This window comes from Sphaerisporangium viridialbum (assembly GCF_049674955.1).
Classification (GTDB): Bacteria; Actinomycetota; Actinomycetes; order Streptosporangiales; family Streptosporangiaceae; genus Sphaerisporangium; species Sphaerisporangium viridialbum.
Window position 1 is genome coordinate 8,739,002 of the sequence record NZ_CP187232.1, and the last position, 24,384, is coordinate 8,763,385.

Annotated in this window: 16 protein-coding genes; 3 read left to right on the forward strand and 13 right to left on the reverse strand. The window is 71.1% G+C overall.

The genetic code is table 11. From position 1 onward, the window contains the following. Positions 1-6: 6 nt before the first annotated feature. The 13 genes from ACOZ38_RS39300 to glgP all read right to left on the reverse strand — a co-directional run bounded on the left by ACOZ38_RS39300 (position 7) and on the right by glgP (position 18,715). Positions 7-786 (reverse strand): electron transfer flavoprotein subunit beta/FixA family protein, encoded by a 780-nt coding sequence (locus ACOZ38_RS39300; RefSeq protein ID WP_405141264.1) that lies wholly within the window; start codon positions 784-786, stop codon positions 7-9. A 336-nt stretch (positions 787-1,122) separates the two neighbouring features. Further along, complete coding sequence (locus tag ACOZ38_RS39305) at positions 1,123-2,346, reverse strand: serine/threonine-protein kinase (protein WP_424535992.1); 1,224 nt, start codon at positions 2,344-2,346, stop codon at positions 1,123-1,125. Positions 2,347-2,427: 81 nt separating this feature from the next. Beyond that, on the reverse strand, positions 2,428-4,518 hold the full coding sequence (locus tag ACOZ38_RS39310) for a serine/threonine-protein kinase (RefSeq protein WP_424535993.1): 2,091 nt from the start codon (positions 4,516-4,518) through the stop codon (positions 2,428-2,430). Next, positions 4,515-6,653: a protein kinase domain-containing protein gene (locus tag ACOZ38_RS39315; RefSeq protein WP_424535994.1), complete on the reverse strand. Its 2,139-nt coding sequence runs from the start codon at positions 6,651-6,653 to the stop codon at positions 4,515-4,517. The genes ACOZ38_RS39310 and ACOZ38_RS39315 overlap by 4 nt, the downstream gene beginning before the upstream one ends. A gap of 401 nt (positions 6,654-7,054) precedes the next feature. After that, positions 7,055-7,579 (reverse strand): YbaK/EbsC family protein, encoded by a 525-nt coding sequence (locus ACOZ38_RS39320; protein WP_405141270.1) that lies wholly within the window; start codon positions 7,577-7,579, stop codon positions 7,055-7,057. Positions 7,580-7,582: 3 nt separating this feature from the next. Continuing rightward, positions 7,583-9,214 carry a flavin monoamine oxidase family protein gene (locus ACOZ38_RS39325; RefSeq protein WP_424535995.1) on the reverse strand — a complete coding sequence of 544 codons (1,632 nt, stop codon included), beginning with the start codon at positions 9,212-9,214 and terminating at the stop codon, positions 7,583-7,585. Between the two features lie 3 nt (positions 9,215-9,217). Continuing rightward, positions 9,218-10,060 (reverse strand): M55 family metallopeptidase, encoded by an 843-nt coding sequence (locus tag ACOZ38_RS39330; RefSeq protein ID WP_424535996.1) that lies wholly within the window; start codon positions 10,058-10,060, stop codon positions 9,218-9,220. Next, positions 10,057-11,298: a DUF6395 domain-containing protein gene (locus ACOZ38_RS39335; RefSeq protein WP_424535997.1), complete on the reverse strand. Its 1,242-nt coding sequence runs from the start codon at positions 11,296-11,298 to the stop codon at positions 10,057-10,059. The genes ACOZ38_RS39330 and ACOZ38_RS39335 overlap by 4 nt, the downstream gene beginning before the upstream one ends. Continuing rightward, positions 11,295-11,663 carry a hypothetical protein gene (locus tag ACOZ38_RS39340; protein ID WP_424535998.1) on the reverse strand — a complete coding sequence of 123 codons (369 nt, stop codon included), beginning with the start codon at positions 11,661-11,663 and terminating at the stop codon, positions 11,295-11,297. The genes ACOZ38_RS39335 and ACOZ38_RS39340 overlap by 4 nt, the downstream gene beginning before the upstream one ends. Before the next feature lie 156 nt (positions 11,664-11,819). Next, positions 11,820-12,593, reverse strand: coding sequence for an enoyl-CoA hydratase/isomerase family protein (locus tag ACOZ38_RS39345; RefSeq protein WP_424535999.1), 774 nt, complete (start codon positions 12,591-12,593; stop codon positions 11,820-11,822). A gap of 69 nt (positions 12,594-12,662) precedes the next feature. Next, the gene (locus ACOZ38_RS39350) at positions 12,663-13,805 is read right to left on the reverse strand and encodes a glycosyltransferase family 4 protein (RefSeq protein WP_424536000.1); all 1,143 of its coding nucleotides are present in this window, start codon (positions 13,803-13,805) and stop codon (positions 12,663-12,665) included. A gap of 22 nt (positions 13,806-13,827) precedes the next feature. Then, a complete protein-coding gene (locus ACOZ38_RS39355; RefSeq protein WP_424536001.1) occupies positions 13,828-15,981 on the reverse strand; it encodes a glycogen debranching N-terminal domain-containing protein in 2,154 nt (717 codons plus the stop codon). 130 nt (positions 15,982-16,111) lie between these two features. Continuing rightward, entirely contained in the window at positions 16,112-18,715 is a 2,604-nt protein-coding gene (gene glgP / locus ACOZ38_RS39360) for an alpha-glucan family phosphorylase (RefSeq protein ID WP_424536002.1), read from the reverse strand. A 434-nt stretch (positions 18,716-19,149) separates the two neighbouring features. On the opposite strand from glgP, the gene ACOZ38_RS39365 reads away from it, so the two are divergent. From ACOZ38_RS39365 to ACOZ38_RS39375, 3 genes are read left to right on the forward strand one after another with little or no spacing between them, the layout of a single operon-like run. Continuing rightward, the gene (locus ACOZ38_RS39365; protein WP_424536003.1) at positions 19,150-21,177 is read left to right on the forward strand and encodes an alpha-1,4-glucan--maltose-1-phosphate maltosyltransferase; all 2,028 of its coding nucleotides are present in this window, start codon (positions 19,150-19,152) and stop codon (positions 21,175-21,177) included. A 30-nt stretch (positions 21,178-21,207) separates the two neighbouring features. Beyond that, positions 21,208-22,944, forward strand: a complete 1,737-nt coding sequence (gene treS / locus ACOZ38_RS39370) for a maltose alpha-D-glucosyltransferase (protein ID WP_424536004.1) — start codon at positions 21,208-21,210, stop codon at positions 22,942-22,944. Next, a complete protein-coding gene (locus ACOZ38_RS39375) occupies positions 22,941-24,371 on the forward strand; it encodes a maltokinase N-terminal cap-like domain-containing protein (protein WP_424536005.1) in 1,431 nt (476 codons plus the stop codon). The genes treS and ACOZ38_RS39375 overlap by 4 nt, the downstream gene beginning before the upstream one ends. Positions 24,372-24,384: the final 13 nt, after the last annotated feature.

The window sequence follows — 24,384 nt, forward strand, 5'->3', positions numbered from 1 at the left end:
TCCCCCTTAGATGAACTTCTTCGACGCGAGGAAGTCGGCGGCCTTGGAGCCCCCGTCGCCCTCGTCCTTGACGATGGTGCCGGCCGCCCGCGGCGGGGCGACGGCGAACTCCGCCACCTCGCTCCAGGCGCCGCCCAGGCCGACCTGGGAGGTGTCGATCTCCGCGTCCGCGACGCCGAGGGTCTCCACCGGCTTCTTCTTCGCGGCCATGATCCCCTTGAAGGAGGGGTAGCGCGGCTCGTTGATCTTCTCGACCACGGAGACGACGGCGGGCAGCGTGGCCTCGACCCTGTCAAAGCCGTAGTCGGTGACCCGCTGGATCTTGATGGTGGACCCGTCGATGTCGACCTTGCTCGCCAGCGTGAGCTGCGGCGCGCCGAGGCGCTCGGCCAGCATGGCGGCGAGCACGCCCGTGCGGGCGTCGGTGGACTCGGAGCCGAGGATGACCAGGTCGAACCCGATCTTCTTCAGCGTCTGGGCCAGGGCGTAGGAGGTGGACAGCGCGTCCGAGCCGTGCAGGGCGTCGTCGACCAGGTGGACGGCCTTGTCGGCGCCCATCGCCAGGGCCTTGCGGATCGTGTCGGAGGCCTTGCTCGGGCCCATGGTGAGAACGGTCACCTCGCCGCCGTGGGCCTCCTTGATCTTGAGTGCCTCTTCGACGGCGTATTCGCACAACTCGTTGATGACGCCGTCCGCGGCGTCACGGTCGAGCGTGTTGTCCTTGGAACTCAGCTTGCGCTCGGTCGCCGTGTCGGGGACCTGCTTCACGCAGACGACGATGTTCATGGCCGGTGGCCGACCTCCCGTTTCACAGGCGCCACCACATCGCTGGGTTGGCGCCGATTCCTCGGCACGTGCACGCGGGGCACGCGCACGTCGTGCGGGCTGCCCCGGTGATCGGCACCGGGAGCCGCCTTCAGACTGTCATGCGCCCGAGGGCGCCGTGACGTTGGGTGGCCTGGGGCGATCTCCGTGTCGGAGGCCCGCCCCTTTCCGCCCGTTATGTTACCGGCTAGTAGCTTAGGGGCAAACCCGCAGCCATACCGGGTCTCACGCCCTTCACTTCCCACCATGCCGAACTTTATTCCAGAGCCTGTCCCGCCCGGCGGGCGCCCCCCGGGGTCAGCTGGAGAACGCGACCATCACGAGCACGACCATCACCGTCGCGAGGGCCAGCAGCAACGTGAAGGGGCTGAACAGCGCGGTCAGCGCGGCGTACAGACCGACGGTACCCGCCCCGCTGACCAGGTCGAACACCACGCGCGCCCGCGCTCTGGCCGCGACGCCGAGCCCGGCGTCGACCAGCACTCCGACTCCGTACGCCGCGAGCACCAGCAGTGACATCTCGGGGATGTACGCCCGCACGGCCGCGGCGACCAGCCCGGAGACCACGCCCGTGCCGACCACCCAGCGCTTGCGCACCTTCTCGCGATGCCGGGCCCGCGCCTCGTCCAGGGAACCGGAGGCCTCCCGAGCGCCCGGCCGCCACTCCTGGGTGGGCGGCTCCCGGACCTCCGAGACGGGCCGCCGGGCCGGGGGCACGGTCAACTGTGGCGCCGCGATACCGAGCCGGACGCAGAGCTGCCCCGCCGTGGGCCTAGACCCGGGGTCGGCCCGCAGGCACTCGCCCAGCAGCGGCACCAGCCACGAGGGCACCTCGGCGAGGTCGGGCTCGTGGTGCACGACGCGGTAGGCCACCGCCGGCCCAGGGCCGGTGCCGTACGGCTGCCGTCCCGAAGCGGCGTAGGCGACGGTGGCGCCCCAGGCGAACACGTCGGCCGAGGGCCCCGCCTCCCCGCCCTCCAGCACCTCCGGCGCCAGGTATCCGGGAGTGCCGAGCACCGCGCCGGAGGCCGTGACGGCGGCGGAGTCGAGCGCGTACGCGATGCCGAAGTCGATGACGTGGGGCTCCCCGTCGGCGAGGATGACGTTCGCCGGTTTCAGGTCGCGGTGGACGATGCCCGCCCCGTGGATCGACGCCAGCGCCTCCGCCAGCCCCCGCGCCAGCCGTACGAGCTCCTCGCCCCTCAGCGGGCCTCCGGTGGCTAGCATCGCCGCCAGGGAGCGGCCCTGCACATATCTGGTGACCAGGTAGGGCCGGTCGCCGCTCAGGGATGCGTCGAGCACCTCCGCGATGTGCGGCCCCCGCACCCGGCGCATGGTCTCGACCTCGCGGCCCAGCCGCGCGAGCGCCGCCTCGTCCGCCGCCACGTGCGGATGCAGGACCTTGACCGCGACGGTGTGCCCGTCGGGATCGAGCGCCAGGTGGACCTCGCCGAACCCGCCCGCCCCGAGCCGCGACAGCAGGCGATAGGGCCCAAGCTGACCAGCCGTCGGCACGCTCATGCCACTCCTTCCGGCCCGCCACTCGATCGTGCCCTCGGCGAACCTTTTTCCAAAGTCGCGTTCGAGGAAACGATGACCAGGTCACTTGCCCCAGAAGGCGAGGAATCCGAGCCCGAGATTGTCCATGAGGTCCCGGACCAGGCCGCCGATCAGACCCATGGCGCTGCTCCTGGCGTGGTCGCTCAGGGCGTTGATCGCCTTGGACGGCGCCTGCCAGGGGATCCAGCTCGGAACGGCGGACATCGCGGTCACCACGGCGAAGAACGCCAGGGTGCCGACGATGATCGTCATGACCATCCCGGCCCCCGGGCTGCGGATCACGGCGGTGAGGGTGCGGGCCACGGCCTTGCGCGGCGGCCCGCCGCCCGGCAGCAGGAACAGGCCCCCGACGAACGCCGAGGCCCCCCAGGAGGCCGCGGCGTCGGTGGGCATCGTGCCGAGGAAGTACAGCGCCCCCCACACGCAGAGGGCGAACATCCCCGCCAGCGGCGTGACCACGACCGTCATGAGAGCGGCCTTGATCAGCGCCCACGGCGTGCCGAGCACGGCGAGCAGCGGATCGCTCGCGCTGTTGCCCCGGACCGAGCGGCGCTCCGCCAGGTCGCTCCAGAGGTACTCGCCGACGCGCAGGCACAGGACCACGACGACCATCAGCGTGCCGACCAGCACGGGGAGCAGGCGCGCGCCCGCGAGCCCCACGACCAGCAGCAGGGCCGCGAGGAGCGGGTGCCCGGTGCGGTAGCGCGGGCGCTCGGGCTCTGCCCTGCGCTCCTGCTCGGGCGCGTACGGCCCCCGGCCCTGGTCGGGCGCGTACGGGCCGCGCCCCTGGTCGGGGACGTGCGGCCGGGCGTGGGTCGGCGGCGGCGCGACACCCTGGGTGGACGGCCCCGAGGGCGGCGGCGGAGGATAGCCGGCCACGCGCTGGTCGATGTACGGCGCCGGGGCGTGCTGCCCGGGTTGCCCGTACGGCGCGGGCGGGTAGGCGGGAGGGGGCGCGAAGCCCGGGGCGCCCGGAGGCGGGACGAAGGCGGCGGGCGCCCCGGGCGGGGCCGGCGGCGGCGCGTCGGCACGGTTGCCACGCCGGCGCTCGCGCTCGCGCTCGGCGTACCGCACGGGGGGCAGCAGGTCGGAGTAGCTGTCCTCGGAGGCCGGCTTGGTGCGCTTGGTCGGCGGCAGGTCGTCCGCCGAGCCGTTGAGCACGTGGGTGCCGTCGGAGGCGGCGCCGTTCAGCACGTGGGTGGCGTCGGGCGCGGACCCGTTGAGCACGCGGGTGCCGTCCGGGACCTGCCCGCTCCCCTGCGCGGTGTCGAGCCTGCGCGTGTGGCCGGTCTGCGCCGGAGGGCTCTCCTGGAAGGAGGTCACGCTCGGGTCGAGGGACCTCGCCATCGCCAGCAGGCCCTGGGCGCTCGGCCGGGTGCCGGCGTCGACCGCGAAGGCGGCGCGCAGCCAGCCGCGCAGCCACGGGGGCGCCTGGTCGATGTTGGCCCGGCCCTCCATGATGTTGTAGCAGACCATCTCGAACGAGCCCGACCCGAAGGGCGGCTTGCCCGTCGCCCCGAAGAACACCGTTGCCGCCAGCGCGTGGACGTCGGCCGCCTGGGTGATCCCCTCGTCCCTGATGATCTCGGGCGCGAGGTAGCCGGGGGTGCCGACGAACATGCCGGTCTGGGTGAGCCTGGTCGCGTTGACCAGATGGGCGATGCCGAAGTCGATGACCAGCGGGTCGCCGCCGACCAGCATGACGTTCGCCGGCTTGAAGTCGCGGTGGATGACGTCGGCGGCGTGGATCGCGATCAGCGCCTCCGACAGACCGCGCGCCAGGCGTATGACCTCGCGCGCGGAGAGCGGGCCGTCCGCGAGGACGGTCTCCTCCAGCGTGCGGCCGGGGGCGAACCTCGTCACGATGTAGGGCGTCGCGCCCGTGAGCTCGGCGTCGAGCACCTCGGCCACGCGCGGGCTGCGCACGCGCCGCATGGTCTCGACCTCGCGGGTCAGGCGGTCGCGGGCCTTGAGGTCGGCCGCCACGTGCGGGTGGAGTACCTTGACGGCGACCTCCCTGCCCTCCTGGTCGAGGCCGAGATGGACGACGCCCATGCCGCCTTCGCCGAGCCGGCGCAGCAGCCGGTAAGGACCGAGTCTGTCCAGCGTGTCCGGCACCGTTTCCCCCGTCATCCTGCCTTCCTTCGAAGGTCTTCCAATCGTTCGAGCCAGGTGGACATGTCCACCGGACTCCAGACTGCATCGCCGACGGGCATGACGAGCGTGCTGACCGCGTAAACGGCCACGAGCGCGGCCACCACCCCGAGGATCACGGCGAGCGCCGCCGCGGCGCCCTTGGCGGGGAAGGCGGAGGCCAGGGTCCTGGCCATCTGGCGGCCCGGCCCCTCGACACCCGGGCCGGCGCAGATGATCCACAAGGAGACGGCGACTCCCCAGCTCAGAGCCGTGCCCGTGGGCACCGACCTCACCAGGAAGGTCAGGACGAGCGTGACCGGCACGCCCAGGATCAGCGCGTACGGCACGAGCGCGATGGTGACGCCGATGGACTTGACCAGCGCCCCGGGCTGCCCGAGGACGCGGAGCACGTCGGAGGCGGCGGCGGAGGCCGGGCGCCTGGTGGCGAGGCTCGGCTGGGCGATGTCGGCGGCCCTGAGGAGCACGGCGGCGACGACCCCCAGCGCCGTCACCACGACCGGGGCCACCACGGCGGCGCCGACCACGATGATCAGCGCGAGCACGCTCGCCACGCCGTACACCGGGGAACGCCGCAGCAGGTCGTCGTCGTGGCCCTGGTGCGGCCCGAAGCCGGAGGTGGCCTCCGGCGGCAGGTGCACGGTCGGGACGTACGGCGCGGCCGGCGGCTGCCGCACGTGCGGCGTCATCTCGAACAGGTCGGGGGCCTGCTCGAAGAGCGCCTGGTGCTGGTACGGCCGCGCGGACGGCCCGCCAGGGGACGCCGGCGTGGCCGGGGATGGATGGTTCGAGCGCGCCGGGGGCACCGGGCCGGCCGGGCCCGCGGGGGCGGCCGGCGTGGCGCGGTACGGCTTGGCCTGGGCGTCGAGCTCGCCCAGCTCCTCGGGCCTCACCCGCCTCGTCGGCACCTCGCCCTGGTCGAGCGGCGCGGGCTGGGCGCCCTTCCACGGCTGGGAGGGCGACGGCGGGGCGTAACGGGTGGGCACCTGGCCCTCCCCATGAAGCCCGGTGCCGCCCGGCCGTGCTCCGGGGGCGTCGCCGGAGGCCGGCCACTCGCGGGAGATGCCGGCCCTGCGAAGCTCCTCGCCGGTCACGCGGACCGTCGGCCACGGGTCACCGGCTCCGGGACCCTGCTGCGGCGCCTCGCCGAGCAGCGAGACGTACTCCTCGGCGGGCGCGGGCTTGGCCGGTGTCACCGGCTGGGCTCCCGCGACGGGTGTGCCCGTGCCGGGGCGCAGCGACGTCCCGGTGGCGGGGGCACCCGACATGTCGGGAACCGTGAGGATCTCGTCGGGCACGTTCGGACGGCCCTGCCCCGGGGGCGGGGGCACGAGCCGGGAGAGCTGCGCGGCCAGCTCGGCGGCGGTGGGCCGCCTGGCGGGGTCGCGCTGGAAGGCCGCGCGGAGCAGCGGGCGCAGGATCGCCGGGGCGGCGTCGACGTTGGCCTTGCCCGCGGTGATGTTGTAGAACACCATCTCCAGCGTGCCCTTGCCGAACGGCGGCTGGCCGGTGGCGGCCATCAGCATCGTGCCGGCCCAGGCGTGGACGTCGACCTCCGGCCCGGCCTCGTGCCCCTCGATGATCTCGGGGGCGAGGTAGCCGGGCGTGCCGATGAACATGCCGGTCTGGGTGAGCCGGGTGGCGTCGACGGCCTGCGCGATGCCGAAGTCGATCAGCACGGGCTCGCCGTCGAGCATCAGCACGTTGCCGGGCTTGAGGTCGCGGTGGATGATGCCCGCCGCGTGCACCGTGGCGAGGGCCTCGGCCACGCCGTGGGCCAGGCGCAGCAGCGCGCCGACCGCGAGCGGGCCGTCCTGCTTGACCGTGTCGTCCAGGGGCTTGCCCGGGACGTAACGGGTGACGATGTAGGGGCGGCTGCCGGTGACGTCGGCGTCGACGACCTCGGCGATGTGCCTGCTGCGCACGCGGCGCATGGTCTCGACCTCGCGCGCGAGCCTGCGGCGCGCCACGTCGTCCCCGGTGACCTCGGCGCGCAGGACCTTGACTGCGACCTGCCTGCCCTGGGAGTCGAGGGCGAGATGGACCACGCCCATGCCGCCTTCACCGAGCCGCCGGAGCAGCCGGTAGGGGCCCAATCGGTCGTCCTGATTCATCTGATCTCCGGCGGTGCCCCGGCATTGGTGTCCGGAGGGAAGCGCCTTGCTCCAATTGTCACATTTCGCTTACTCTGCGCAATGCCCATACCGGAAAACACCGGTCGGCAGTCGATGACGTGGCCCGCCGCCGGAGCCAACCGCCATCGCGGCCGGCAACCCCCGTTGCCAGCCGGTCGGTAGCCGACCGCCCCCGTGCGGCTACCGGTTTCTCCTCTCGGCCCGTCGTGGCTATGAGAGCACCCCGCGGACATCCGCCCGCGGTCGTTCACGGCACGTAGCACCATACCGGCTTAAACCCCGCCCATGAGATGAACCATGAGGCCACATTCCCGGTAGTACAACGGATGAACCGGCCCCAAGGGTTTCCCATATCTGGAAAGTCTTACAGGGCGGACACCTCACTGGGCGAGAGCCACCACGTCGGCGGTCTTCAGGCGGGTCAGGGCCTCACCGGCGAGCGCCAGCTTGGAGCCCCTGATGCCGCTGCCGATCACGACGTACGGCTGCCGCGCGACCTCGGCGTCCACGAGCACGGGCCAGTCGTCGGGCAGGCCGAGGGGCGTGATGCCCCCGAACTCCATGCCCGACATCTCGACGGCGTCCTGCTGCGGGGCGAACGAGGTCTTGCGGGCGTCCAGGTGGCGGCGGATCACCCCGTTGACGTCGGCGCGCATCGTGGCGAGCACCATGACGGCGGCGTAGCGCGTCTCGCCGCCCCGCTTCGCCGCCACGATCACGCAGTTCGCGGACTCCTGGAGCGTCACGCCGTACCGCTCGCAGAAGGCGGCGGTGTCGGCCAGCGCCGGGTCGATGGGCGCCACCGCGACCTCGTCGGTCATGGTCTCCACAGCCCGGGCCACCGGGTCGGCGAGCAGGTCTCGCCGTTCCCCCGCGGGCACCCAGTCGAGCGTGCCCAGCCTCATGGGTCACCCCTCCTTCAGTACGCGGTGATGAAGTTCGGTCACCACCTTACGGGCGGACTCGAAGGCCCCCGCCTGCCAGGCGATCAGATGCGTGAGCCAGTCGCCCGCGAAGTAGACCCGCCCGGCGGGGCGCTGGAGCAGCGACAGACCGCTCATCGACGGCCAGCGCACCCACGAGCCCTCGATGTGCGGCTGCCGCCGCCAGGCGACCGAGACGCTTGAGAGCAGGTCCCTGCCGTACCTGCCGCCGTGTACCTTGCGGCCCTGGACCAGGGCCCGGTGGAGGCGCTCGCGGTGGGACAGCGCGTTGTACGCCTCGGCGTTCTCGCCGGTGTTGTAGTAGCCCACCACCAGACCGCGCTCGGTGTGGAAGCCGTAGGAGGGGTACCAGATGTGGCCCACGTCCAGGTCGGTCTCCGTCGCCCCGCCGTACACGCGGTCCTCGATCTCCCACCAGCGGCGGCCGTACTCCAGGCCGAGCTTGCCCGCCGACAGCGGGACGGGGGTGGCGAGCGCGGACCTGACGTCGGCGCCGAGGTTGCCGGGGATCTTCGCGAGCAGGTGCGGGGGAAGCGCCGCGACGCAGTAGTCGGCCTTCAGCGGGGCCCCGCCCTCGACGGCGACCTCCACCCCCTCGGGCCGGTTGGTGATCCTGGTGACCCGCGTGCCGGTCCTGATGCGGCCGGCGCCGACCTGTCCCGCCAGCGCGCGGACGATCGCGTCCATGCCGCCCACGGGCTGGAACATCGGCATCGCCTGGTCGTAGCCCGCGTCCATCGTCAGCATCCGGCCGAGGCCCTGGCTCAGGATCTCGGTGAGGGAGGGCGGCGGGCCGAGGGGAGCGCCCGGCCCGACTCCGGGGTTCACGCGGTACCCCCGCCGCTCGCCGCCGGTGTACCCGCGCGCCTGGCCGATCTCCCCGAATTCCGACAGGAAGTCCAGCAGCCGTTCCTTGTCGGGGCCGGTCAGCTCGGCGTCGAGCGCCCCGGCGTCGGTGGCCTTGGCCAGCAGCTCGGAGATGTACCCGTAGGCGTCCGCGCGGGCCGTACGGGCGCGCACGGGCGCCTTCATGCCGGCCGTGAGGACGTAGGCGCTGGCGTTGTTGTTGACGAAGACCTCAAGGGGGACGCCCAGCTCGCGGCAGTAGTCGAGCGTCACCATCCACTGGGCGATGCGGGCCGGTCCCGCGTTGAAGTACGTGCCGGCGCCGAAGGTCACCCGCTGCGTCTCGCCGATCGCGGCGGTCCCCGCGGGCAGCTCGGTGACGGCGTCGCCGCCCCGCAGGGTCAGGCTCCGGCCGCCCACCCGGTCGCGGGCCTCGACGACCGTGCAGTCGTACCCGGCCTTGCCCAGCTCGTACGCGCACGCCAGCCCGGCCACGCCCGCGCCCAGCACGAGCACCTTCGCCGGAGACCCGCCCCGCAGGGAGAAGTCGGACGGCTGGGGCGGCACGTACGGGTCCGGGAGCCCCGCGCCGCCGGTGGGGCGCACGGGCGCCGTCTCCTTGGAGGGGGCCAGCCCCAGCACCCCCATCGCGGCGTACATGGCGCCGGCGCCGCCGGCCGCGCCGATGCCGACGAGCAGCGACCTGCGCGTCAGCCGTTCTCGGCGCCCGGGTAACCCATCGTTGTCCATGGGTCAGCCGTAGACGCCGCTGCCGCAGGCCACCTGGCCGGCGAGAGTCGCGAACACGCCGAGCAGCCCCATGATGTCGTGGAAGTCCTCCGTGGTGAACTCGGTGTGCCGGGGGCCCGCCGGCCGGACGCCCGGGATGAGCGCGCAGCCCGAGGCGATGGCGGTGGAGTTCCACTCGACCCCGAGCGTGAACGGGGGCGCGATCTCGTACGGCCGGAAGTCGCTCAGGCGGTTCAGCGCCCGGGCGGCGGCCTCACGGATCAGCGCCTGGGCCACGCTGGGCGGCAGCAGCTCGGCCGAGAACCTGTCGATGCCCTTCTTGACCGCGACGGTCTCGACGTCGCCGAGCAGCGCGCGGGCCTCCTCGCAGACCGCCTCGTCGCCGGTCACCAGCGCGACCGGCACCCCGAGGAACCCGGCGAAGCCGGCCACCAGCCGCGTCTCCCCGCAGACCTCGCCGTTGAGGTAGACGTTGTGGATCTCCTTGCCCATCCAGGTGTGGTTGAGCACTCCGTGCTGGACGCCGGCCCTCGCGTGGTAGCCGGCGAAGCAGGCGGCCTGGAAGTCGGCGGACAGCCCCTGCGCCATGCGCATCGGCTTGCCAGGGCCCCGGATCAGCGAGGCCCTCGGGTCGAGCAGGTCGACGCGGAGGTTCTTGGTGGATCCGTGGGCGTCGTTGACGACCACGGCCGAGGCGCCCGCCTCGTAGGCTCCCGCGATCACCGCGCCGGCGTCGGCGGTCATCAGCTCGCAGCCGCGCTCGTAGCCCCTGCCCCCGGCGTGCATCTCCTCCGGGTCGGTGAGCCCGGTCACGCCCTCCATGTCGACCGACAGGTAAACCTTCATCGCCGTCCCCAGCTCTCCACCCGCTCCATGTCCTCCGCGTTCATGAACCCGAACTCGTCAAGCATGATCGACTCGATGCCATCACGCCACGGTTCGGGGATCTCCTCGACGGCCGGAGGGTAGCACCGCTCCAGCCACAAGGTGGACTCGCGGGTGGCCCCGAGATACCCGGCGGCCCTGGCGAAGGGGGTGTCCTCGATGCCGGGCACGTGGGCGCAGCCGTACTCGATCATCTCCTGGCCCCCGTACGGCGGCGGCTGCTGCCACTTGCGGGCCACCGGACGGTCCGCGGTGATCGTGGTACGCATCGGGCGGCGCTCGATGGCGGCCTGGATCAGCTCCTTGTACAGGCACTTCCCGCACCGGCCGCACGGGCCGTGGCTGTCGCCGCGCAGGCACCACCGCACCTGGTCGCGCAGCCCGGAGCCGAGCGCGAGCCGCATCGTCATCGCCTCGCTGATCCCGCCCACCGGCAGGACGAGGGGCAGACCCGCGGCGGCGAAGGCCCGTCCCCAGGGCCCGTGGGCCGACCACATCGGGTTGTCGGGGGTGTACCGGTGGACGTACCGGCCGCCGCCGAGCCACCGCGAGCCGATCTCGTACCCCAGCGCCACGCCGCCGAGGTCCATGGCGCCGGCCAGCAGGACGGCGCCGATCATGACCGCGTGATGCTCGGGGTACCCCGGCCGGGGGTGCCTGAGGAGGAACTCCAGGTCGGACTCGACGGTGACGACCTCCCTGCCGGTCCGCTCCGCCAGGTCGGCGAGCACGTCCGACCGGTAGTGCGTCCACCGGTTGGGGACGCGCGGGTGGCTCACGCGGCGGAAGTGCACCAGGGGCGCGTCGGGCAGGATCGCGGCCACCGCCGCCGAGTCGGCGCCGCCGCTGTAGGAGATCGCGAGCCGGGTGCCCGGCGTCCGGGACGACGCGCCGACCGGCCCGGCCTCGACACCCCAGCCATCGTGGAGGGCGGCGGCCAGCTCGGCGGAGATGGGCCGGTCGAAGACGATCCTGCCGGACGTCCAGGGCGCGGCGACCGTCCACGCGGCGAGGGCGAGCAGGTCGGGGTGGATCCGCTCGGCGTCGGGGGCCGCCTGACGCGGCAGCCGGACGTGGCAGGTGTCGGTGGTGAGCTCCACCCGCTGGCCGTCGGTGACGGTGCCGGTGAGACCCTCACCGGGATCCAGCCGGAGCCGCAGCCCCCACAGGTCCCCGCCGGGCGTCCAGCTCACCCTCATGGGGCCGCCTTCTCCTGACCCCCGGCCTCGCGGATCGTGTCGATGGCCTGCCAGATCAGCACCTCCGACTGGAGCACGTGGTCCAGGGCGGAGGCCGTCTCGGTGGCGAGCCTGTGGGCGTCGGCGACCTTGGCCGCGAGCGCCGGGTCGGTGGAAGGCGCCTTCGTGCCCGCCGACCGCTGGCGGAGCTGGTCGACCTCGCGCCTCAGCGCCGCGACCTCCCGCTTGAGCGCCTGGACCTCCCACAGCGAATCCCGGACGTCCTGCCGGTGATCGGCCCGTGTCACGTACCGGCCGTCCAACCGGCTCAGTATGGCGCGCCGGACCCGCAGGGGCGCCAGGACGCGCATAACAAACCCCGACATGACCGGTCACCTTAGCGGCAAACCATGATCTCTCCGAACTGCTGATGAATACCGTTATGTCACATTCCCCATGGTGCCTATGCCCCGCCCCGCCGTCACGGGCACGCCCGCCGTCCGGCCTTCCGCGACGCCGTGCCCGCACGCCGTACGGGCCGGTCAGCGGCCGGTGAACTCCGGCTTGGCCTTCTCGGTGAACGCGCGAAGCCCGGCGCGGGCGTCCTCGGTGGCGAACAGGCCGGAGAAGTGCAGCCGCTCGATCTCCAGGCCGGTGGTCAGGTCGACGTCAAGCCCGTGGTCGACGGCCAGCTTGGCGGCGCGCAGCGCGATGGCCGGGCCGTCCGCGAACCGCTCGGCGAGGGCGACGGCCTCGGCGTGCACGTCGGCGTCCGGGACGACCTTGTCGACCAGGCCGATGGCGAGCGCCTCGGCCGCGCCCACGTGGCGCCCGGTGAAGATGAGGTCCTTGGCCCGCGCGGGGCCGACCAGGCGGGGCAGGCGCTGGGTGCCGCCGGCGCCCGGGATGATGCCGAGAGCGATCTCGGGCTGGCCGAGCTTGGCGCCCTCGCCGGCGATCCGGAAGTCTGCGCAGAGGGCCAGCTCGCAGCCGCCCCCGAGGGCGTAGCCGGTGACCGCCGCGATGACCGGCTTGCCGATCTTGGCCACGGCGGTGAAGCAGGCCTGCAGCTCAGCGGAGTGTGCCGACATATCGGCATACGTCATGTCGGCCATCTCCTTGACGTCCACCCCTGCGGCGAACACCCGCTCTCCCCCGTAGATGACCACGGCCCGCACCGACGGGTCGGCGTCCACCAGCCGGGCGCACGCGGCGAGCTCCCGCTGCATCTGGCCGTTGAGGGCGTTCATCTTCGGCCGGTCCAGCCGGATGGTCGCGACCCCGCCGCCGGCCTCGACACGTGCGAACTCCGTCATGACGCCCTCCTCAGTGGTACGGCACCCCGGCTCTGGAGTGCGGCACCCCCACGATACGGGCGGACGCGATCACCGCACCGGGAGCCCCGCGCGCGCGACGACCTCGCGGTAGACGCGCTCGTACCCCGTGGACATGGCCATGACATCGAAGTCGCGCTCCACGTGCGAGCGGCTGTCCGCGGGCCGCAGCCCGTCGACCGCCTCGATGGCGGCGGGCAGCTCGTGCGGGAACCGCCGGACGAACCCCGTGACCCCGTCCACGACGACCTCGGGCACCGACCCGAGCCCCAGCGCGACCACAGGGGTGCCGCAGGCCATGGCCTCGATCATCACAAGGCCGAAGGGCTCCTGCCAGGTGATGGGGAAGACCAGGCAGCGCGCCGCCGCCATGAGCTGGCGCTTGCGCACGATGTTGGCCTCGCCCTCATAACGGGCGTCCGGCCCGAGCCTCGGGCGGACGTGCTCGTTGAAGTAGGCGAACTCGGCCGGCTCGACGAGCTTGCCCGCGAGCACGATGCGGCGCCCGGCCGCCCGCGCCGCGTCGATGGCCAGATGGGCCCCCTTGTCCCCGGCGAACCGCCCGATCCACAGCACCCAGTCCTCCTTGCGCTCCCTGTAGGGGAACGTGCGGGTGTCCACGGCGTTGTACACCTGCCCGACCCAGTTGAGGTCGGGGGCGTAGGTGCGCTGGGCGAGCGAGATCGACACCAGGGAGATGCGGTCACCCAGGGTGCGGTAGTACTCCCCGAGCTCGCCGTCGACCGGCCCGTGGCAGGTCACGACGGTCGGGGCGGGCCTGCCCAGGGCGGTGAGCGGCCCCGCGAGGGTGTGGTCGTGCACGATGTCGGCGTCCAGCTGGGAGAGCAGCCGGGCGGCGATGGCCGTGTGCAGCACCTCCGGCATCGGCTCGCCGATGCGTTCTGAGGGCGCGCGGCGGTAGGTGCGCAGAAAGGTGGCCTTGGTGGTGGTCCTGCCCGCGCCGATGAGGGTGACCTCGTGACCGAGCCCGATCAGCCCCCCGACGAGGTCGGAGAGCATCGCCTCGATGCCGCCGTACCCCTTGGGAGGCACCTCCGACCACGGCGGCGCCACCATGGCGACGCGCAGGCCGGAAGAGTCTCCGACGTTTCGCGGAGCGTGCCGCCGACCAAAGACGCCGATCGATGTGGCCATGTAGGAGCGCACCTCCAGCCGGATCCCCGGAGTGCTCATACCCCTCCGCGCACCCTCAAAATCAGTCGCGGTCAGGCACCGAGATCGCTGTCGGCGGGCGAGGTTCGTTGATCAGCTGGACGCCTCCGGGAAGCCCGCAGACGGTGGCGGAGTCATCGCCTTCCTGCACCTTCACCATGAGCCTGGCCTCACCGAGGGGCAGGTTCGACACCTGCAGCAGGCCGAATCCCTTCGGTAGCGCCGGGGCCACCCACACCTTCCCGTACGGCACCCACGGGTCGAACCGCAGCAGCGACCTGACCAGCTGGATGGGCGAGGCCGCGGCCCACGCCTGGGGCGCGCACGAGGTGGGGTACGGGATGGGCGTCGGGAACTCCTCCCGCCCGAAGCCGCAGAACAGCTCGGGGAGCCGCCCCGCGCACGCGTGCGCCGCCTCCAGCAGCCCCTCCGCGATGCGCTGGGCCTCCTCGACGAAGCCGTAACGCATCAGCCCCGCCACGATGATCGCGTTGTCGTGCGGCCAGACCGACCCGTTGTGGTAGCTCATCGGGTTGTACGCGCCCATGTCGGCCGCCAGGGTCCGCACGCCGTACCCGCTGAACATCTCCGGCGACACCAGGTGCTCGGCCACGGACGGCGCCTTGTCCTCGTCCACGATGCCGGTCCACAGGCAGTGGCCCATGTTGGAGGCGAGCGCGTCGATCAGGCGCCCCTCACCGTCGAGCCCCATCGCGAAGTAGCCCTTGTCGGGGAGCCAGAACCGCTCGTTGAACGCCTCGCGCAGGAGCGCCGCCCGCTTCTCGCAGCGCCGCTCGGTCTCGGGGTCCCCCGCCTCGTGGGCGAGGTTGGCCCGCGCGATGTAGGCCGCGTAGACGTAGCCCTGCGCCTCCGCCAGCGCGATGGGAGCCCTGGCGAGGCTGCCGTCGGCGTAGTTGACGCCGTCGAAGGAGTCCTTCCACCCCTGGTTGACCAGGCCGCGATCGGTCTTGCGCCGATACCAGAGGAAACTGTCGCACTGGCCGTAGTTCTCGATCCAGCCCAGCGCCGCGTCGGCGTGCGGCAGGAGCCGCTGTACGTCGTCGCCGTGCAGGCCCCAGCGCCTCAGCTCGCCCAGCAGCATGACGAACAGCGGGGTGGAGTCGACCGACCCGTAGTAGGGCTGGCCCCCCTTGCACGCGGGCGCGCCGGGCTCCACGCCGTACCGCAGCTCATGGAGGATCTTGCCGGGCTCCTCCTCGGTGAGCAGGTTGACCTTGGTGCCCTGCAGCTCGGCGAGGCGGCGCAGCGTGCCGAGGGCCAGGGTCTGGTCGAGCGGGAGCGCGAACCACGAGGTGAGCAGGGAGTCCCGGCCGAAGAGGGTCATGAACCACGGCGCGCCCGCCGCGATCGAGGGAAGCTCGTCCGGGTTGTTCTTCTCGAACAGCCGCAGGCTGCCGAGGTCGGTCCTCGACCTGCGGAGCGCCTGGGCCAGGGCGACGTTCGTGGTGCTGATGCCCGGGCTGCTGCGCACCCATTCGGCCAGGCGCATGGCGGGCTCCGCGTGCTCGACCGGGTGGCGCGCGGAGAACCAGGCGGGCGCCTCCTCTCCGTCGAGGATGGGGTTCACCTGCAGGGTCACCCGCCACTCGCTGCGGGCGGGCACGACGGTCCTGAAGGTCAGCAGGCCGGGTATCGCGCTGAACTCCGCCTCCTCGGCCTCCGCGATCACCCTGGCCCCTCGTGACCGGCTCGCCGAGACGATCTTCAGCCCGGTCCTGTCGACCATGGTCTCGACGTCGGTCACCCACTGGATGCGGTGCGCCTTGACCTCGAACAGGTCGGCGACGTCGGAGGCGACCAGCAGGGTGACCAGGCACCCCGCGGCCTCGTCCGCGAGGTTGCGCAACGTGACGTCCTCACGGAGGCCGCCGCCGACGTAGCGGTCCCTGATCACCAGCATCGTGCTGTCGGCCCGCCCGGGACGGGGAGGGGTCCGCCCGAGGAAGGCCGCGTGGTACGGCTCCCCCGGCACCACCTTCAGGCTCTCGAGGGGCGCGTCGTCGACGTGCAGCTCCCACCGGGACACCAGGCGGGTGTCGGCGTAGTACACGCCCTGCGCCCCGCCCGGCAGGATGTCGCCGTTCTGCTCGCAGACGCAGAACGATCCCCCCTCGACCAGCGTGGTCGTGGTGTCCCCCAGGGCTCCCGGCTGTCCCTCGAATGTCCAGCCTTCCACGACGGATCACGCTCCTTCACGGATGAAATCGCGTTGCCTCCGTCAGCCCTGCCCAGTCAGTGGCCGATACATTCGAGATAGCTTGCCCGATTTGTGGGGTTATGTCCTCCGAAGGCCCTTTCGGTGGGTTCTAGCGAAGCGTCCCGTTGGTCATGCCGACGGGCTCCTCGGGGACGGCGATGAGACCCAGCTCGGCAGGCGAGGACATCAGCGGGTGCATGGGGACCACCCGGACGGTGTACCCGAAGGCGCCCGTGCGGTCGAGCGGCACGCCCCCCGTGTAGGTGGCCTTGCCGTCGTCCCCCACCGCGTCGGCCTGGAGCGTGACGTACGACGGCCCGATCAGCTCGTCGTGCACCCCCACCTTGCCGTACGCGGCCTGGACGCTCACGTCGTCCGGGGACAGCTCGCCGAGCGCGATCGTCGCGCGCACCTCCATCGCCGCCCCGAGCTCGGGGGTGTCCCCGATGCCGGACGCCTCGATGTGCTCCACCCGGACGCCCGGCCAGGCACGGGTGACCCGCAGCTTCCACGCCGCGAACTCGCGCGCCTTGCCGTGGTCGCCCTTGGACAGGTCGCGCGCCGAGCCGGCGGCCGGCGTGTACAGGTCGACGACGTAGTCGCGCAGCATGCGCCCGGCGAGGACCTTGGGGCCGAGCGAGCTGAGCGTGTGCTTGACCATGTCGAGCCAGCGCCGGGGGTGCGTGCCGTCGGCGCGGTCGTAGAACCGGTCGGCGACCTCGCGCTCGATCAGGTCGTACAGCGCGGCGGCCTCCAGCTCGTCACGGCGGTCGGGGTCCTCCACGCCGTCGGCGGTCGGGACGGCCCAGCCGTTGTCGCCGTCGTACCACTCGTCCCACCAGCCGTCCCTGATGGAGAGGTTGAGCCCTCCGTTGAGCGCGGCCTTCATGCCCGACGTGCCGCACGCCTCCAGCGGGCGCAGGGGGTTGTTCATCCACACGTCGCAGCCCTGGACCATGAGCTGCCCGAGGTTCATGTCGTAGTCGGGCAGGAAGACGATGCGGTGGCGCACGTCCTCGCTGTCGGCGAACTTCACGATCTGCTGGATGAGCTTCTTGCCGCCCTCGTCGGCCGGGTGCGCCTTGCCCGCGATCACGATCTGGACGGGCTTCTCGGGGTCGAGCAGCAGCTCGCGGAGCCGGTCAGGGTCCTTGAGCATGAGCGTGAGCCGCTTGTAGGAGGGCACCCGCCGCGCGAAGCCGATGGTCAGCACATCGGGGTCGAGTGCCTCGTCGATCCAGCCCAGCTCGGCCGTGGAGGCGCCCCGGGCGCGCCAGGAGGCGCGCAGCCGCTCGCGGGCGGCGTCGACGAGCTGGCGCCGCAGCCGGCCGCGGATGCCCCAGATGTCCTCGTCGGAGAGCTTCTGCACCCCTTCCCAGCCCTGGGCCTTCTCGATCAGCGAGGGGAGCTCCTTGCCCGCGAGCTCCATCACCTCGCGCGCGACCCAGGTGGGGGCGTGCACGCCGTTGGTGATCGACCCGATCGGGATCTCGTCGAGGTCGAACCCCGGCCAGAGCCCCTGGAACATCCCTCGGCTGACCTCGCCGTGCAGCTCGGAGACGCCGTTGACCCGCTGGGCCAGCCGCATGCCCATGACGGCCATGTTGAAGACCGCCGCGTCGGCCTCGGCCTCGGGGGAGCCGGGCTCGGCGCCGAGCGCGAGGATGCGCTCCACGGGAACGGTGGGCCAGGCGTTGTCGCCGCCGAACTGCTTCTCGATCATCTCGGCGGGGAAGCGGTCGATGCCGGCGGGGACGGGTGTGTGCGTGGTGAACACCGTGCCCGCGCGGACGGCCTCCAGCGCCTCGTCGAAGGACAGCCGGTGCTCGGTCAGCTCGCGGATGCGTTCGAGGCCGAGGAAGCCCGCGTGGCCCTCGTTGGTGTGGAAGACCTCGGGCTCGGGGTGCCCGGTGATGCGGCAGTAGGCCCGGATCGCGCGCACCCCGCCGATGCCGAGCAGCAGCTCCTGCATGAGCCGGTGGTCGGTGCCGCCGCCGTACAGCCGGTCGGTGACGTCGCGGGCGGCGTTGTCGTTCTCGGCCACGTCGGAGTCGAGCAGCAGCAGCGGGACCCGGCCCGCCTGGGCCACCCAGATCTGCGCGTGCAGCGTGCGCCCGCCGGGCAGGGGGATCGCGACGCGGGCCGGGGCGCCGTCCTCCTCCTTCAGCAGGCTGAGGGGCAGGCCGCCGGGGTCGAGGCTCGGGTAGTGCTCCTGCTGCCAGCCCTCGGCCGAGAGGGACTGGGTGAAGTAGCCGTGCCGGTAGAGCAGGCCCACCCCGAGGATCGGCACGCCGAGGTCGCTGGCGGCCTTCAGGTGGTCGCCCGCGAGGATGCCGAGGCCGCCGGAGTACTGCGGGAGCGCGGCGGCGATACCGTACTCGGGCGAGAAGTAGCCGATGGCCGCGGGGGCGTCGGCCAGGGTTTGGTACCAACGGGGCGCGGTCATGTATTCCCGCAGGTCGTCCGCGGCGTCGGCGAGCCTGCGGAGGAACCTGCGGTCACGGGCCAGCTCGGCCAGCCTGTCGGCCTCCACCGCTCCGAGCAACGCCACCGGGTCGTGCCCGACCCGTTCCCAGGTGTCCGGATCCACCTCGGCGAACAGGTCCATGGTCTCCGGATGCCATGACCAGCGCAGATTTTGTACGAGCTCGCCGAGGGCGGCCAGCTCCACGGGAAGGACGGTACGGACGGTGAACCTGCGTATTGCTCTCACGGGGCCAGACCCTAGTTACTCAGCGCCACGACGCGCGACCGAAACACTCTTGTGCGCCTACCAGATCTCATGCGTTTCGCTCTCACCACTCCCCAACGTGCTCAAACATCACTAAAGCGGACCAGTCAATGTGATCTCAACTTGATCATGTACGGCTCCCCCCTCACACGGCAACACTCGGGGACGAATGGCGTGCGGGGCACCCCTAACTTCCCTTAGGCAGGCTTGAAGAGGGACTATGGGGGCAGTCCCATGTAAGAGCCTCAGGATCACACCTCCGATCCCCCGAGATGACATCCGTCACTCTGGGGGTGAATACGACCGCGCCTGCCCATACACCGGCATCAAGCCGGGACCTACTTGAAAGCAAAGATCACTCCTTGCCCTCACAATTCCCGGCGGCGCCCGGTGCGTCGCCGCTACCTTGAGACGCGATGATCGGACGAATCCCAATACAGGAAATTTACCCTGTTGTCGAGTGCGGGCGGTGGCCCGCGAAGGCAGCGGCGGGCGAGACCTTCGAGATCAGCGCCACCGTGTTCCGCGAGGGACACGACGCGGTGGCGGCCGGGGTCGTGCTGGTCGACCCCGACGGCAGGCGCCGGCGGCTCCTGCTCATGCGCGAGGTCGAGCCCGGCACCGACCGGTGGGCGGTCGACGTGACGCTGCCTACGGAGGGTAACTGGCACTACCGTGTCGAGGCCTGGAGCGATCCGGTCGCCACCTGGCTCCACGACGCCGGGATCAAGATCCCCCGTGGCATCGACACCGACCTCATGTGCGAGGAGGGGGCGCGCATATTCGCGCGCGCCGCGAAGGCCGTCCGGCCGACGGGCTGCGACAACTGCACGCACAGGGCGGCGCTCCAGGCCGTGGCCGACCGGCTGCGGGACGACGAGCTCGACCCCCGGGCCAGGCTGGCCGTGGCGCTGCTCCCCGAGACGGCGAGCGTGCTGGCCTCCCACCCGCTCCGCGACCTGGTGACCAGGGCGCCGCGATACCGCATCCGGGTCGACCGGAGGCGGGCGCTGTTCGGATCCTGGTACGAGTTCTTCCCCAGGTCGGAGGGGGCGGTGCTCGAAGAGGGCGCCATCCCCAAGTCCGGAAATTTCCGGACTGCGGCCGAGCGGCTGCCGGGGGTGGCCGGCATGGGCTTCGACGTCGTCTACCTGCCTCCGATCCACCCGATCGGCGAGACCTTCCGCAAGGGGCGCAACAACACCCTGCACCCCGAGCCGTACGACGTCGGCTCCCCCTGGGCGATCGGCTCCGAGGACGGCGGGCACGACGCGATCCATCCTGACCTGGGCACCTTCGAGGACTTCGACGCCTTCGTGCGGCGGGCCCGCGAGCTCGGCCTGGAGATCGCCCTCGACCTGGCCCTGCAGTGCTCCCCCGACCACCCGTGGGTCAAGGACCACCCCGAGTGGTTCACGATCCGGGCGGACGGCTCCATCGCGTACGCCGAGAACCCGCCGAAGAAATATCAGGACATCTACCCCCTGAACTTCGACAAGGACCCGAAGGGCATCTACACCGAGGTCCGGCGGGTGGTCCGCCACTGGATGGACCACGGCGTCCGCGTCTTCCGGGTGGACAACCCGCACACCAAGCCGGTGGGGTTCTGGGAGAAGCTGCTGGCCGACATCCACACCACCGACCCCGACGTGCTGTTCCTGTCGGAGGCGTTCACCAGGCCGCCGATGCTCCGAAGCCTGGCCAAGGTGGGTTTCGACCAGTCGTACACCTATTTCACCTGGAAGAACACCAAGAACGACCTCGAGGGTTACCTGACCGAGCTCTCGCACGAGACGTCGTACTACCTGCGACCCAACTTCTTCGTCAACACGCCGGACATCCTTCACGAGTACCTGCAGAACGGCGGCATGCCGGCGTTCAAGATCAGGGCGGTCCTGGCCGCGTTGGCGTCACCTTCCTGGGGGGTTTACGCGGGCTACGAGCTCGCCGAGAACGCCCCGGTACGTCCGGGCAGCGAGGAATATCTGCACAGCGAGAAGTTCGAGCTCAGACCTCGCGACTGGGCCGCCGCGGAACGCGAGGGCCGGAGCCTGGCGCCCTTCATCACCCAACTTAATTTGTTCCGAAGAGCACACCCTGCGGTCCAGGAACTGCGTAACCTACGTTTCCACAGCGTCGACCACCCGGACATGATCTGCTTCTCAAAGCGGCTGCCCGGCGCCTACGACCCGTCCACACGACGGCACGGCCTAGGCGATGTCGTTCTGGTCGTCGTCAATCTCGATCCACACAACACGCACGAGGCGACGGTCAGGCTGGACATGCCCGGCCTCGGCCTCGATTGGGGCGCCGAATTCGTCGTGGACGATGAGCTCTCGGGCGATTCGTTCCACTGGCGGCAGGCCAACTACGTGCGCCTCGATCCGCACATCAATCCAGCACACGTCCTCACACTGCGAGCGACGCCGACCAGCCAGGCATAGGCACATGGCGAAGACGGCGGAAAAGCGAGCATGAGCACAGCGGGGAGTCCACAGGTGAGCTTGACGCCTCAGCCCGTCCCGAACACCTTCACACACGAAAAGCCGCGCGATCCGCACTGGTACAAACGCGCCGTCTTCTACGAAGTCCTCATCCGAGGATTCGCAGATTCAAACGGGGACGGAACCGGAGATATTCGCGGCCTCATCAACAAGCTGGATTATCTCCAGTGGCTCGGCGTCGACTGCCTGTGGCTCCTGCCACTTTACGAGTCCCCGCTTAAAGACGGTGGATACGACATTTCCGACTTTATGAAGATTCTCCCGGATTTCGGGGATCTCGGGGACTTCGTCAAGCTGGTCGACGAAGCGCACAAACGCGGAATGCGGGTTATCGCGGACCTGGTCATGAACCACACCAGCGACCAGCATCCGTGGTTCCAGGCCTCCCGGCACGACCCCACCGGGCCGTTCGGGGACTTCTACGTCTGGTCGGACGACGGCGAGCAGTACACCGACGCCCGCATCATCTTCATCGACACCGAAACGTCGAACTGGACGTACGACCCGGTCCGGGGGCAGTACTACTGGCACCGGTTCTTCCACCACCAGCCGGACCTCAACTACGAGAACCCGGACGTCCAGGAGGCCATGCTGGAGGTCCTGCGCTTCTGGCTGGACCTCGGCATCGACGGGTTCCGGATGGACGCCATCCCGTACCTGTTCGAGCAGGAGGGCACCAACTGCGAGAACCTCCCGCAGACCCACGAGTACCTCAAGCGGGTCAGGAGCGAGGTCGACCGCCTCTACCCCGACCGCGTGCTGCTCGCGGAGGCCAACCAGTGGCCGGCCGACGTCGTGGAGTACTTCGGCGACCCGGTGACCGGCGGGGACGAATGCCACATGGCATTCCACTTCCCCCTGATGCCGCGCATCTTCATGGCCGTGCGCCGTGAGACCCGCTACCCGATCTCGGAGATCATGGCCCAGACGCCGAAGATCCCCGAGAACTGCCAGTGGGGCATCTTCCTGCGCAACCACGACGAGCTCACGCTCGAGATGGTGACCGACGAAGAGCGCGACTACATGTACACCGAGTACGCCAAGGACCCGCGCATGCGGGCCAACGTCGGCATCCGCCGCCGCCTGGCCCCGCTGCTGGAGAACGACCGCAACCAGATCGAGCTGTTCACCGCCCTGCTCATGAGCCTGCCGGGGAGCCCCGTGCTCTACTACGGCGACGAGATCGGCATGGGCGACAACATCTGGCTGGGCGACCGCGACGGCGTCCGCACCCCGATGCAGTGGACTCCCGACCGCAACGCGGGCTTCTCCGACTGCGACCCCGGCCGCCTCTACCTTCCGGTGATCATGGACCCGATCTACGGGTACCAGGCGCTCAACGTGGAGGCGCAGCAGAAGAATCCGGGCTCACTCCTTCACTTCACCAAGAAGATGATCGAGATCCGGAAGCGGCACCCCGTCTTCGGGCTCGGCGAGTTCACCGAGCTCAACTCCTCCAACCCGAGCGTCCTCGCGTTCGTCCGCGAGCTCGGCGACGACCGGGTGCTGTGCGTCAACAACCTGTCCCGCTTCCCCCAGCCGGTGGAGCTGGACCTGCGGAGGTTCGAGGGGGTCGTCCCCGTCGAATGCACTGGTGGAGTGCCATTTCCACCGATTGGCGAACTTCCGTATCTTTTGACGCTGCCTGGGCATGGGTTCTATTGGTTCACCCTTCCGCCCACGAGCGCAGCAGCCGAGGAGACGTGACACATACTCTCGAAGAGCTACTTGCCGGCTGGATCACCCATCAGCGGTGGTTCGCCGGCAAGGGCCGCGCGATCACCGAGCTGGCCGTGGAGGCCACCACCCCGCTACCCCTTCGTGGTCCTGCAGAATCCTTCCACAGCGATGTGGCGGGTTCCTCCAGGACCACGGACGACTCGGCGAGGCCTACGGCCGAGGATCGAGTCTCCCTGCGGCACCTGGTCATCACCGTGCGGCAGGACACGCTCACCGACCGATACCAGCTCCTCCTGGGCTTCCGCCCCGAGCTGCCCCAGCGGTTGAAGCACGTCGCGATCGGCGAGACCCCGGACGGCTTCGCCTACGACGCCGTCCACGACGCCGAGGTCACCGGGGTCCTGCTCTCGTCCATCGCCGCGGACGCCGACCTCGGCGCGCTGCGGTTCCGCCACATGCCGGGCGCCGAGATCGACACCTCGCCCCGGAGCCTCGTGCTCGGCGGCGAGCAGTCCAACACCTCGCTGGTGTTCGGCGACGCGTACATCTGCAAACTGTTCCGCAAGCTCATCCCCGGCGTGAACCCCGAGCTGGAGGTGGTCTCCGCGCTCGCGGAGCGCGGCTCGCCCAACATCGCCAGGCCGTACGGCTGGATCGAAGCCGACATCGCGGGCGAGAACACCACGCTGGCCTTCACCCAGGAGTTCCTGCCCACCGCCAGCGACGGCTGGGCGCTCGCGCTCACCAGCGTGCGCGACCTGTACGGCTCACTGCCGGGCACCTCGGCGGGCGACGCCGGAGGGGACTTCGCCGCCGAGTCGCACCGCCTCGGCATGGCAACCGCCCACCTGCACAAGGAGATGGCCGCGGCGTTCCCGACGAGCGTCGTGGAGGCCCCCGAGGTCAAGCGGATGGCCGAGGGGTTCAGGCGCCGCCTCGAAGCCGCCATCGCCGAGGTGCCCGAGCTCGCCGCCCACGCGGGCATCGCCCATGAGGCGTTCGACCGGCTGGCCGACATCGACCGGCCGATCATGGTCCAGCGGGTCCACGGCGACTACCACCTGGGCCAGGTGATGCGCACTCCCAGCGAGTGGGTGGTCCTCGACTTCGAGGGCGAGCCGGGCCAGCCGCTCAGCGACCGCCGGGCCCTGGACTCACCGGTCAGGGACGTCGCGGGAATGCTCAGATCATTCGACTACGCGGCCAGGCACCTGTTGTCCGACCATCCGGACGCCGAAGCCCTGGAGCTCCGGGCGGCCGAGTGGTCGGAGCGCAACCGGGCGGCATTCATCGCGGGGTACTCGGCGGGCGGCGGGCGCATCCGCGGCGACGACGCCGTGCTGCTGCGCGCGCTGGAGCTGAGCAAGGCCGCCTACGAGGTGGTCTACGAGTCCCGCAACCGCCCCGCCTGGCTTCCCATCCCGCTCGCGGCCTTCACGCACGCCGTACGGTGATCGGTCGCAACTT